The organism is Bacillus sp. 2205SS5-2, from assembly GCF_037024155.1.
Taxonomy (GTDB): Bacteria; Bacillota; Bacilli; order Bacillales; family Bacillaceae_K; genus Bacillus_CI.
Window position 1 is genome coordinate 36,385 of record NZ_JAYKTS010000009.1, and the last position, 13,020, is coordinate 49,404.

The 13,020-nt window shown below is 38.4% G+C and carries 11 protein-coding genes; all 11 read left to right on the forward strand.

Annotation, left to right across the window (positions count from 1 at the left end):
• Nucleotides 1-8 precede the first annotated feature (8 nt).
• The 11 genes from rnhB to hslU all read left to right on the forward strand — a co-directional run bounded on the left by rnhB (nt 9) and on the right by hslU (nt 12,981).
• Nucleotides 9-770 (forward strand): ribonuclease HII, encoded by a 762-nt coding sequence (gene rnhB, locus U8D43_RS08200; protein ID WP_442893581.1) that lies wholly within the window; start codon nt 9-11, stop codon nt 768-770.
• Between the two features lie 14 nt (nt 771-784).
• On the forward strand, nt 785-2,440 hold the full coding sequence (locus U8D43_RS08205; RefSeq protein WP_335870700.1) for a hypothetical protein: 1,656 nt from the start codon (nt 785-787) through the stop codon (nt 2,438-2,440).
• Entirely contained in the window at nt 2,437-2,712 is a 276-nt protein-coding gene (locus U8D43_RS08210; protein WP_335870701.1) for an EscU/YscU/HrcU family type III secretion system export apparatus switch protein, read from the forward strand. Before U8D43_RS08205 ends, U8D43_RS08210 begins: the two co-directional genes overlap by 4 nt.
• Nucleotides 2,713-2,931: 219 nt before the next feature.
• A complete protein-coding gene (gene sucC / locus U8D43_RS08215) occupies nt 2,932-4,092 on the forward strand; it encodes an ADP-forming succinate--CoA ligase subunit beta (RefSeq protein WP_335870702.1) in 1,161 nt (386 codons plus the stop codon).
• An 18-nt stretch (nt 4,093-4,110) separates the two neighbouring features.
• Nucleotides 4,111-5,013, forward strand: a complete 903-nt coding sequence (sucD, locus tag U8D43_RS08220; protein WP_335870703.1) for a succinate--CoA ligase subunit alpha — start codon at nt 4,111-4,113, stop codon at nt 5,011-5,013.
• Between the two features lie 60 nt (nt 5,014-5,073).
• On the forward strand, nt 5,074-5,943 hold the full coding sequence (gene dprA / locus U8D43_RS08225; RefSeq protein WP_335870704.1) for a DNA-processing protein DprA: 870 nt from the start codon (nt 5,074-5,076) through the stop codon (nt 5,941-5,943).
• 242 nt (nt 5,944-6,185) lie between these two features.
• The gene (gene topA / locus U8D43_RS08230; protein WP_335870705.1) at nt 6,186-8,261 is read left to right on the forward strand and encodes a type I DNA topoisomerase; all 2,076 of its coding nucleotides are present in this window, start codon (nt 6,186-6,188) and stop codon (nt 8,259-8,261) included.
• 462 nt (nt 8,262-8,723) lie between these two features.
• Complete coding sequence (trmFO, locus tag U8D43_RS08235; RefSeq protein ID WP_335870706.1) at nt 8,724-10,025, forward strand: FADH(2)-oxidizing methylenetetrahydrofolate--tRNA-(uracil(54)-C(5))-methyltransferase TrmFO; 1,302 nt, start codon at nt 8,724-8,726, stop codon at nt 10,023-10,025.
• A 65-nt stretch (nt 10,026-10,090) separates the two neighbouring features.
• On the forward strand, nt 10,091-10,990 hold the full coding sequence (xerC, locus tag U8D43_RS08240) for a tyrosine recombinase XerC (RefSeq protein ID WP_335870707.1): 900 nt from the start codon (nt 10,091-10,093) through the stop codon (nt 10,988-10,990).
• Between the two features lie 24 nt (nt 10,991-11,014).
• Nucleotides 11,015-11,557, forward strand: a complete 543-nt coding sequence (hslV, locus tag U8D43_RS08245; protein WP_335870708.1) for an ATP-dependent protease subunit HslV — start codon at nt 11,015-11,017, stop codon at nt 11,555-11,557.
• 17 nt (nt 11,558-11,574) lie between these two features.
• Entirely contained in the window at nt 11,575-12,981 is a 1,407-nt protein-coding gene (gene hslU, locus U8D43_RS08250; RefSeq protein WP_442893582.1) for an ATP-dependent protease ATPase subunit HslU, read from the forward strand.
• Nucleotides 12,982-13,020: the final 39 nt, after the last annotated feature.

Consider the following 13,020-nt stretch of genomic DNA (forward strand, 5'->3'; position numbering starts at 1 on the left):
CGATATGGTTGAAAACAATAAAAGACATTATTGAAGCACTTCAACAGGTGACTGATTCGCAGGACCCTCTTTTGAAGTCTTTAGAAGAGGACAAACGAAAAGGTGTCCAGCAAGCAGTCGCAAAATGGTATCGTGAAGATAAGAAACACCGAACGCTAAATGATCTATTTGTAGAAATGTCTGTTTATGAACGGGAAAGAAGACTTGAAGGGTTCACATTTATTGCTGGGATTGACGAAGTAGGAAGAGGTCCGCTCGCTGGACCTGTCGTCGCTAGCGCAGTAATTCTTCCTGAAAATAGCTTTATTCCAGGACTCAATGATTCAAAGAAGCTTAGTGAATCAAGAAGAGAGGAATTGTACCAGGAAATTCACAAGCAGGCTATTTCGGTTGGTATTGGGTTAGTTTCCGCTCTCGAAATCGATCAAATGAACATATATGAAGCTACAAAAAAAGCAATGATACAAGCTGTGCATCAGTTAACGCCAATGCCTGATTACTTACTAATCGATGCAATGAAATTAGACTTACCTATCAAGCAGACTTCTCTCATAAAGGGAGATGGGAAATCTGTCTCCATTGCGGCAGCGTCTATAGTAGCAAAAGTAACGAGGGACCGACTGATGAAAGAGTATGATAAGTTGTATCCTGTTTATGGGTTTCGCCGTCATATGGGGTATGGGACGAGTGAACATATTCAGGCAATAAACCAAGTAGGTCCATGTGAAATTCACCGTAGAACGTTTGCCCCTGTTAAGAATTTTGTTTAAAAGGAGAGTGGATGATGAGTCAGATCGGGAGACTGACCAGTCTGCTTCAATCGACTCTCACGAAGGGCATAGATCTAGAGAGTTTGAAATTGAAAGACGGTCAATTGCTATTTGCGACAATAAAAAAACTTTATCCCAATCAAACAGCGTTACTACAAATGAATTCTACTTCCTTTGTAGCAAAATTAGAGACTGCTCTAACACTTGGTCCAGGACTATTTCAAGTAGCGTTAACAGAAGAAGGAATAGTTTTAAAACCCAAAGAATCAACACAGTCTAGAAGTGGTGCGCGAAATGAGAGTGTGAATTCAGAAATTGATTCTTTACTTATGACGAAAGACAGAGACACTCGGATGTCTCTGTTAAATCTGGTAAAAGAAAATCTTCCATTCACGAAGAAGCAATTGGTCGAGGTTAGCCAATGGTTTTCAGATCTCTCCACAAAAGAAGATGGGGTATCCGCTGTTCGAATAATAGTGGAACGGAATTTACCAATGACAAAAACAGTATTCAAATCGATCGTAACAGCCGTCCAAAATGAGAGTTTTTCGAATTTATTTCGAGCATTAGCGCAACAATTAGCACTGAATGAAAGCTATCAAGGTTCTGGAGAGCTACAGAAGGTGCTACAAGAGCTTCTTTCTAATAAAAGAGAAATAGACCCCTTGGAGACCTTTCAAAGGCTTCTTAATTCTCTTACAGAAGAAACAGTGCCAATACAAGAAAAACGTTGGGGTGTATCACAACTTCAGCAAGCAAGCATCTTACCGTCTTCGGCAAACGAGAAAAACTGGCTACAACAGCTAGTGATTGCAGGAGTTCAACATATTGAAAATGCTACTGAAAGTGATTTAATTCACCTTTTACCTATTCAAAAGGTGCCAAAAAGCGAGGGAAATAGGGAGATTGAAAGGACGGTCATGAAGCTGATTGAGGAGAAACAACCAAAAGAAATTCAGAATCTGCTGTCCATAAACAAAGAAAAGTTATCTCTTCTTTATGAGCAGCTCCAGGGCGCAAAAACTGTTTCGAATGACAATATTCCCCTATCTGCTCGTCAACTCACTCAACAGATTCAGCATCAATTTTCAAGATTAGGGTTTAATTATGAGCATTTTTTGCAGACGATAAATAGAGAGAATCTGCAAGAAATAAATCACTTACTAAAGCCTTTATTAGTGGCCCTCTTAACTGAAGATGTCTCGAGTGAAAGCAAAAATATTGCTAGTGAAATTCTTCATAAATTAAATGGACAAAACCTTCTTTCACAGCCTTTACAAGGCATGCAGCACATTATTTTTAGCATTCCATTAGATTTTATTGGTCTTTCTCATGATCTCACCTTACAATGGACCGGAAAACAAAAAAAGGATGGGTCTATTGATGCTGATTTTTGTCGAGTGGTGTTTCATTTGCAGTTGGAAACGTTAAACGAAATGATTATTGACATGAATGTGCAAAACCGAATCGTTTCTCTTAGAGTGTTCAATGAACATACGCATCTGAAAGAGTTGGCTGCTCCTTTTGTAAAGATATTAAAAGAATCAATGAGGGAAAAGGGCTACACCTTAACATCCATTGCTTTTGAACAAGAAGCAAATCAGTCTACCATTGAACGAAACTATCAATCTTCTAAATTTACATCGAAGGGAGTCGATATTAAGATATGAATCCCGATCGGCGAAAAAAAGCAGTGGCTTTAAAATATGAACCTCAGTCAGGAGACGCACCAAAAGTCGTAGCTAAAGGAAACGGTTTAATAGCGGATACTATTCTATCAAAGGCAAATGAATTCGATATTCCTATCCAAGAAGATAAAAATCTCGTTGAATTACTCGGTCAACTCGACCTTAATCATAAAATACCTGAAGATTTATACGAAGCTGTAGCAGAAGTATTTGCTTTTGTTTATAAGCTTGATTCATTAAATAAAGAAAAATAATTGAAGGGAAGTAAGAGAATATTTCTTCTTCCTAAATATTTTTTTACAAAAGTAATTTTATAAGGTAAAATGAAAACGGATTCAATCTTTTGAGTTGTTTTAAAGTTTGAATTTTTAAATTAATATAATATTTTTATCATTAAGGTGGACAGAGTTTCTGACATTTTATACAATGTAAGCGCAGTCTATTTTTTGAAGAGTTTGATAGGAGGATGGGAAATGAATATCCATGAATATCAAGGTAAACAAATCCTCAGAGAGTATGGGGTAGCGGTTCCTAATGGAAAAGTCGCTTTCACTGTTGAAGAAGCGGTTGAAGCAGCTAAAGAACTTGGTACTGAAGTATGTGTTGTCAAAGCACAAATCCACGCGGGTGGTCGCGGTAAAGCAGGCGGCGTAAAAGTGGCAAAAGGCTTAGATGATGTTCGTACATATGCAAAAGAAATTTTAGGAAAAACCTTAGTCACGCATCAAACGGGTCCTGAAGGAAAAGAAGTAAAACGTTTACTTGTTGAAGAGGGCTGTGACATTAAAAAAGAATATTATGTAGGTCTAGTACTAGATAGAGCCACATCTCGTGTTGTTTTAATGGCATCTGAAGAAGGTGGAACTGAAATTGAAGAAGTGGCTGAAAAAACGCCTGAAAAAATCTTTAAAGAGTATATTGATCCCGTTGTCGGATTAACGGGCTTCCAAGCTCGCCGAATCGCTTTTAACATCAATATCCCAAAAGAACTTGTGAACAAAGCCGTTAAATTTATGATGGGTCTTTACAAAGCATATGATGAGAAAGATTGTTCAATTGCTGAAATTAACCCACTTGTCGTTACGGGCGATGGAAACGTGATGGCACTTGATGCGAAGTTGAATTTTGACGCTAATGCACTATTCCGCCAAAAAGATGTAATAGAGTATCGTGATTTAGAAGAAGAGGATGCAAAAGAAATCGAAGCGTCTAATTATGATTTAAGCTATATTGCGCTTGATGGAAATATTGGCTGTATGGTTAACGGAGCTGGGCTTGCGATGGCGACGATGGATATAATCAAGCATTATGGCGGAGACCCCGCTAACTTCCTGGACGTTGGGGGCGGTGCGACGGCTGAAAAGGTAACAGAGGCATTCAAAATCATTCTTTCAGATGAAAAAGTAAAAGGAATATTCGTAAATATTTTCGGTGGAATAATGAAGTGTGATGTTATTGCAACGGGTGTTGTAGAAGCAGCCAAGCAAATCGACTTGAATGTTCCTTTAGTGGTTCGTTTAGAAGGAACGAATGTAGACCTTGGGAAAAAAATCCTAAATGAGTCGGGTTTAAATATTATTGCGGCAGAATCAATGGCTGATGGCGCACAAAAAATCGTAGATCAAGTAGGTTAAGAAAGGCAGGGGGACATAATGAGCGTATTTATTAATAAAGATACGAAAGTCATTGTACAAGGAATTACGGGTTCAACAGCCCTATTTCATACTAAACAAATGCTAGAATATGGAACGAAAATCGTTGCAGGTGTTACTCCTGGTAAAGGAGGAACAGAAGCTGAGGGAGTTCCTGTCTTTAATACTGTGGCACAAGCGGTGGAAGAAACTGGTGCTAATGTTTCCGTTATCTATGTTCCTGCACCATTTGCAGCAGATGCCATTCTTGAAGCGGTGGATGCAGAGCTAGATTTAGCCATTTGTATCACCGAGCATATTCCTGTTTTAGATATGGTAAAAGTGAAACGTTATATGGAAGGAAAGAAAACACGCCTTGTTGGACCGAACTGCCCTGGTGTAATCACTCCAGATGAATGTAAAATTGGGATTATGCCAGGATATATTCATACAAAAGGTCATGTAGGAGTGGTTTCTCGTTCGGGTACTTTAACGTATGAAGCAGTTCATCAACTCTCTCAAGCAGGAATTGGTCAATCAACAGCAGTTGGTATCGGCGGAGACCCAGTTAATGGGACAGACTTTATTGACACTTTAAAAGCGTTTAATGATGATGAAGATACGTATGCGGTGATCATGATCGGTGAAATCGGTGGAACTGCTGAAGAAGAAGCTGCGCTTTGGGTAAAAGAAAATATGACGAAACCGGTTGTTGGTTTTATTGGTGGTCGTACGGCACCTCCAGGAAAGCGTATGGGCCATGCTGGTGCAATTATCTCTGGCGGTAAAGGAACAGCAGATGAAAAGATTAAAGTAATGAATGAATGTGGAATTCAAGTAGCAGATACCCCATCTGTAATGGGTGAAACGCTAATTAAAGTTCTTAAAGAAGAAAAGCTATTCGATCAATGTAAAACTCACTAAGCCAAATCAAACAGCCCTTCTCGGTGGAGGGCTGTTTCTGCTATATTTAAGGAGGAGTCTATGGAAACAAGACAAAAATTGGTACATTTATTACATTGCCAAACACTCGGGTGGAAAAATATCTACTGCTATTTAAAGAGAGACCCACTTCTTGAAAAACTATACACCTCTTCCCGTTCTTCTCTTCAACAAGCCTTTCAACTTACCTCCCAAGCCCTACCACAGCTGATTTCTCAACTACATGATTTCCCTGTCCAAGACCTAATGGAACAATACGAAAAACAACAAATTAGCATTGTGACCATTCTAGATGAAAGTTATCCAAATCCCCTGAAGCATATATATCAACCGCCATGGGGGTTATTTTGTATTGTGAACACAAGTCTATTAACATCCCCAAAAATCTTGGCAGTGATTGGTGCGAGAGCAGGAGACCAATATGCCCAACAAACCATCAATAAGCTCCTTCCCCCGTTAGTCAAAAATGAAGTGGTGATTGTAAGTGGTCTCGCAAAAGGGGTCGATACGATGGCGCATACATGTTGTATTCAAAATAAAGGGAATACAATTGCTATCTTAGGAGGGGGGTTTTCACATATTTACCCAAAAGAAAATAGTTTATTAGCAAAAGCAATAGCAAATCATCATTTATTAGTGAGCGAATATCCCCCGAATGTACCACCAAAAAAATGGCATTTTCCAGCTCGTAATCGAATTATTAGTGGAATAGCAATGGGGAGTTTAGTCATTCAGGCAGGAAAACGAAGTGGATCATTAATTACAGCAGAAATGGCATTAAATGAAGGAAGAGATGTTTTTTCGGTACCTGGTCCGATACATCATCCTCTTTCAAAAGGGACAAATTGGCTGATTCAACAGGGTGCGAAGCTTGTCCAATCATCAGGAGATATTTTAGAGGAAATCGAGTAAAAAATCATCCAGAACAGTATTTTTACATGAAATATTAACAAAAAGGTTGCATTTATAAGGAAACTGTTATACATTTTGCAACAGAAGTTAATTGAGGATGAAGAACAAGAATAGCGAAAAATTAGGTGCGTAAGTTGTAAACGTTGTCATCAATCAGATTATCTAATATTGACAAAGAGTTCAACAGTCTATAACATTTATTCTTGAATATTCAGTATATATACCTCTAAGGAGGACTTTTAATGTCAGATTATTTAGTGATTGTAGAATCACCTGCAAAAGCGAAAACGATTGAGAAATATTTAGGGAAAAAATATAAAGTTCGTGCCTCAATGGGACACCTACGTGACTTGCCAAAAAGTCAGATGGGTGTGGACACGGAACATAACTTTCAGCCAAAATATATCACTATCCGTGGTAAGGGACCCGTTTTAAAAGAGTTAAAAACTGCAGCAAAAAAAGCCAAAAAAATTTATCTCGCAGCTGACCCGGATCGTGAAGGTGAAGCGATTGCATGGCACTTAGCTCATAGCTTAGACGTAGATATCTCAAGTGATTGTCGGGTTGTATTTAATGAAATCACGAAAGAGGCAATCAAAGAATCCTTTAAACACCCAAGAGCCATAGACATGGACCTAGTTGATGCTCAGCAAGCAAGGAGAGTGTTAGACCGTTTAGTCGGATACAATATAAGTCCTTTATTATGGAAGAAAGTGAAAAAGGGTTTAAGTGCAGGTCGAGTTCAATCCGTCGCACTAAGGTTGATTATTGATCGAGAAAAAGAAATCAACATTTTTCAGCCAGAAGAATATTGGACAATTAGTGGCTCGTTTAAGAGTGGCAAAGAATCCTTTAGTGCTTCCTTTTACGGTTTGAATGGAAAAAAAGTTGAAATATCTAGCGAAGAACAAGTAAACGAGATTCTTGCTAAGATTGAACATGATTCTTTTGAAGTCACGAAAGTTACGAAGAAAGAACGGAAACGGAACTCATCTCCGCCGTTTACTACTTCGTCACTTCAACAAGAAGCTGCTAGGAAATTAAACTTCCGAGCGAAAAAAACGATGATGCTTGCTCAACAATTGTATGAAGGAATTGATCTTGGGAAACAAGGAACTGTTGGTTTGATTACGTATATGAGAACAGATTCAACTAGAACATCAGAAACCGCTCAAAACGAGGCAGCAAGCTATGTACTATCTCAATACGGTGAGGACTACACAAAACCTTCAAGTGGAGGAAAAAAGTCAAGTGGGAAAACACAGGACGCACATGAAGCCATTCGCCCAACAAGTGTTTTGAGAGAACCACAAACGTTAAAGGAATTCTTATCAAGAGACCAGCTACGATTATATAGATTAATTTGGGAGCGCTTTGTAGCAAGTCAAATGACACCGGCCATTATGGATACACTTGCGGTAGATTTGATGAACGGGGAAGTTCAATTTCGAGCAAATGGCTCAAAAGTTAAATTTCCAGGTTTTATGAAGGTATATGTTGAAGGAAATGACGACCAGAAAGAAGAAAAAGAAAATTGGTTGCCTAGTTTTGAAAATGGTGATAAAGTAAACACGGATGAAATCAATTCAAATCAACATTTTACTCAGCCGCCACCAAGATATACAGAAGCTCGTTTGGTTAAAACTCTAGAAGAACTGGGTATTGGGCGACCTTCAACGTATGCACCAACACTAGATACAATTCAAAAACGTGGATATGTGACACTTGATAATAAACGATTTGTTTCAACTGAGTTAGGCAATATCGTCCATGAAATCATGACAGAATACTTCCTTGATATATTGAATGTTGAATTTACCGCCAATATGGAAAGATCGCTTGATGATGTAGAAGAAGGAAAGATTGAATGGATCGCGATTATTGATGAATTTTACCATGATTTTCATAAGCACTTGACTAAGGCAGAAGCCGAGATGGAAAAGATAGAAATCAAACCAGAATTTGCTGGTGAGGATTGTGAAATTTGTGGGAACCCAATGGTTTACAAAATGGGTCGATATGGAAAGTTTATGGCGTGTAGTAATTTTCCAGATTGTCGAAACACAAAAGCAATTATTAAGGAAATCGGTGTCAAATGTCCTGATTGTGAAAAAGGAAACATTATTGAACGGAAGTCGAAAAAGAAACGAATTTTTTATGGATGCGATCAATATCCGACTTGTGAATTTCTTTCTTGGGATAAACCGATCGACAGGTCTTGCCCGAAATGTGATAGTTTATTGGTTGAGAAAAAACTCAAAAAAGGTATTCAAGTTCAATGTACGAAATGTGATTTTAAAGAAGATGCACAACAATAAGTTTGTGAGGGTGAGCTTCTAGCTCACTCTTTCTGTTTTTTATCTTTCCTTATTAATCTTGCTACCATCACGAGTAATCTCTCATTACAAGGAACTCTTTTCGGAATTAACCCTGTTGGAAAAAACAATATTCCTCACAAATCATCGAATACAATAAAAGTTAGTGATCAAATGATTCATCTATTTATTAGTAGTGAGGAATGGTCTCAAATTGCTTGAAGTTTTCCTTATTAATTTTTCGGGGACTTCTAGACGAAAGGCGACCTATTTATACAGATGTTTCAAGGTCAAGATAAATGGACCATTGAATTATGCCTGATCGAGAGAGTACAAGTAAGAGACTTCATTTAATGTGAACGAGTAAAATGAAGATAATGTATTCTTGAATTCAAGGTTAAACGCTTTACAATTAAGGCAACACTAGAAGATGATGAAAACAGATAGTCATGTGGAGGGTTCGTCATGGAAACATATGTAAGTGTAATTGGTGCTGGGCTTGCTGGAAGTGAAGCTGCTTGGCAATTAGCTCGCCAAGGAATTAATGTAAAGTTATACGAAATGAGACCTGTCAAGCAAACAGCAGCCCATCATACGGATCAATTCGCAGAACTTGTGTGCTCGAATTCGTTAAGAGCGAACACACTTACTAACGCAGTAGGTGTTTTAAAGGAAGAAATGAGAATATTGGGGTCTGTGATTATTTCTTCGGCAGACGATTGTGCGGTCCCAGCAGGTGGTGCCCTTGCTGTAGATCGACATGAATTCGCTCAGCTTGTAACAGAGCGAGTAAGAAATCTTCCTAATGTAGAAGTAAGTCAAGAAGAAATTACAGACATTCCACAGGGCATTACCATCATTGCAACGGGCCCTTTAACAAGTGAAGCTTTGTCAAATCAATTACGTACCTTAACTGGAGAAGAACATTTATACTTTTATGATGCAGCTGCTCCTATTATAGAAAAGGACAGCATAGATATGGATAAAGTGTATTTAAAGTCACGTTACGATAAAGGAGAAGCGGCTTACTTAAATTGTCCGATGACAGAAGAAGAATTCAATCGCTTTCATGATGCCCTCGTTGCTGCTGAAACGGTGCCTCTAAAAGAGTTCGAAAAAGAAGTGTTCTTTGAAGGGTGTATGCCAATTGAAGTAATGGCGGCTCGTGGAAGGAAGACGATGTTATTTGGCCCAATGAAACCAGTTGGTCTAGAAAATCCCTCAACAGGAAAAAGACCATATGCCGTTGTGCAACTACGTCAGGACGATGCAGCAGGAACCTTATATAATATTGTCGGTTTTCAGACACATTTGAAATGGGGACCACAAAAAGAGATTATTCGATTAATTCCAGGTTTAGAAAAGGCTGAGATTGTTCGTTATGGTGTTATGCACCGAAATACATTTATCAATTCACCAAAGATGTTAAAATCTACATATCAATTCAAAAATCGTCAAGACTTATTCTTTGCTGGACAAATGACAGGAGTAGAGGGATATGTAGAGTCTGCAGCAAGTGGTCTCGTTGCGGGATTGAATGCTGCCAGATTAGCTAAAGGGGAAAAACCGGTAGAATTTCCTCATGAAACGGCAATTGGAAGTATGGCAAGATACATTACGACAGCAAATTCAAAGAACTTTCAACCGATGAATGCTAATTTTGGCCTGTTCCCTGATTTAGAAAAGAGACATAAAAACAAACAAGAGAGAAATGAAGCTCACGCGAAAAGAGCATTAGAAACAATTCAGAAATTTTTGAAAAATTAGTGATATTCATTGCAACCTCGAACATTGTATGATAATATTTAAAAGCCTTAGCGGGGTGAACAGAAATGGATGAAACATTTAAAAAAGAGCTCGCTCAATTTATTCAATATTTAAAAATTGAGCGAAACTATTCTACTCACACCATCCAGCAATATGAGAGTGATTTAAACGAATTTGCTACCTTCTTGATTCGTGAAAATATTGCATCCATTGCAGATGTGGAATATTTTAATGCAAGGATATACTTGACTGAACTATATGAACGAAAATGTTCTCGTAATACTGCGGCAAGAAAAATATCGTGCTTAAGAAGCTTTTATAAATATTTTATGAGGGAAAAAGTAATAACAGACAACCCTTTCTCCCTAGTTCACCACCCAAAGGGAGAGAAAAAATTACCACATTTTTTTTACGAAGAAGACATGGAGAAATTGATAGATATCTGCCAAGGGGAATCACCATTACAACGGCGAAATTTAGCCCTGTTTGAGTTATTATATGCAACAGGAATTAGGGTAAGTGAATGTGTAAGCATTCAACTTCGAGATTTTGACTTTTCAAGTTCAACCCTTCTAGTCAAAGGGAAAGGAAAAAAGGAGCGGTATGTTCCCTTCGGTAGTTTTGCGGGAGATGCTATAGAAATCTATATACATAATGCCCGTCCGACCTTGATGAAAAATCAAGAGCATTCCTTTTTGTTTGTTAATTTTCGTGGGAATCCGTTAACAACAGGGGGAATCCGGCATATTCTTACAAAACTTGTTTCAAAAGCAACTGTGAATGGCAAAATGCATCCACATATGCTCCGTCATACATTTGCAACTCATTTATTAAATAATGGGGCTGATTTACGGTCGGTACAAGAGTTATTAGGTCATGCTCATCTTTCATCTACTCAAGTGTACACACATGTGACCAAAGAGCATTTACGAAAAACGTATTTAGCCCATCATCCCCGAGCGTAGAAAACATGAAGAGGAGGAATTCGGTTGGAACAATTTCATTCAACGACCATCTTTGCTGTTCAACACAAAGGGCAAAACGCCATGTCTGGTGATGGTCAAGTAACCTTTGGAAATGCAGTCGTGATGAAACATACAGCTAAAAAAGTTCGAAAACTGTTTAATGGAAAAGTAGTGGCTGGCTTTGCTGGTTCTGTCGCAGATGCATTTACGTTATTTGAAATGTTTGAAGGGAAATTAGAAGAATTTAACGGTAATATTCAACGAGCAGCAGTAGAGCTTGCCAAGCAGTGGAGAAGCGACAAAATGCTCCGTCAGCTAGAAGCGATGCTGATTGTCATGAATGAAACGCATTTACTGCTCATATCCGGTACGGGTGAAGTCATCGAACCAGATGATGGCATATTAGCAATTGGCTCTGGAGGAAATTATGCTCTCTCTGCAGGTCGAGCATTAAAACAACACGCAAGTGATCATCTTTCAGCGAAGGAAATTGCCGAAGCAGCCCTTGGCGTGGCGGCCGATATTTGTGTGTATACGAATCATAATATTATTGTAGAAGAACTATAATTTAAGGAGTGAGTGGAATGAAGAATGAAATGAACTTAACTCCCCGTCAGATTGTGGACCGTTTAGATCAGTATATTGTTGGTCAAAATGAAGCGAAGAAATCCGTTGCGGTTGCTTTACGTAATCGCTACAGAAGAAGTCGTCTTGACGAAAAACTTCAAGAAGAAATTCATCCCAAAAATATTTTAATGATTGGTCCAACTGGGGTAGGTAAAACGGAGATTGCCAGAAGAATGGCCAAGCTTGTGAGTGCCCCTTTCATTAAAGTAGAGGCGACGAAATTTACTGAAGTGGGCTATGTAGGCCGAGACGTTGAGTCCATGGTGAGAGATTTAGTTGAGACTTCTGTTCGATTAGTAAAAGAAGAAAAAATGCAAAGTGTCAAAGAACGAGCTGAGGAAAATGCCAATAAGCGGTTACTGGAATTAATAGTCCCGTCAGCTAAAAAGAGCACGAACATCAAAAACCCTTTTGAAATGCTATTTGGTGGCAATCAACCTGATCAAGACTCTTCAGAAGAAACCAAAGAAGAATCAACGGTCTATGAACGCAGAAAAACAGTGGAAGCTAAGCTGTTTAATGAAGAATTAGAAGAAGAATGGATTACGGTTGAAGTCGAGGAACAACAAGCATCTATGTTTGATATGCTCCAAGGATCTGGTATGGAACAAATGGGAATGAATATGCAGGATGCATTTAGTAACTTCATGCCTAAAAAGAAAAAAAAGCGCAAATTAAAAGTGAAAGATGCACGCAAAGTGTTAACCAGTGAAGAAGCCCAGAAGTTGATCGATATGGATGAGGTTACGTCAGAAGGAGTCAGACGAACAGAGCAGACTGGGATTATTTTTATTGATGAAATCGATAAAATTGCGAGCAAAAGCTCCTCCCAATCGTCAGCCGAGGTCTCTAGAGAAGGTGTTCAGCGCGATATTTTACCAATCGTTGAAGGGTCAACCGTCGTTACCAAGTACGGCTCTGTAAAAACCGATCATGTATTATTTATTGCCGCAGGTGCTTTTCATATTGCAAAACCGTCTGATTTAATCCCTGAACTTCAAGGACGATTCCCAATTCGGGTTGAGTTACAAAAGCTTTCTGTTGAAGATTTTGTTCGCATTCTTGTTGAGCCTGATAACGCAATAGTTAAACAATATATTGCATTAATTGAAACGGAAGGTATACAAATTGAATTTTCTGACGAAGCTATTCGTAGAATGGCTGAAATTGCTTTTGATGTGAATCAAAATACAGATAATATAGGGGCAAGAAGATTACATACGATTATGGAAAAACTTCTTGAGGATCTTTCGTTCGAAGCGCCTGAAATAACGATGGAAAAAGTGGAAATCACTTCTAAATATGTGGATTCCAAGCTTGGCAAAATTTCTAAAAATAAGGATTTGAGTGAGTTTATTCTCTAGTTGTTTACAGGAAATGATACAGGGTATAAAATACAGATA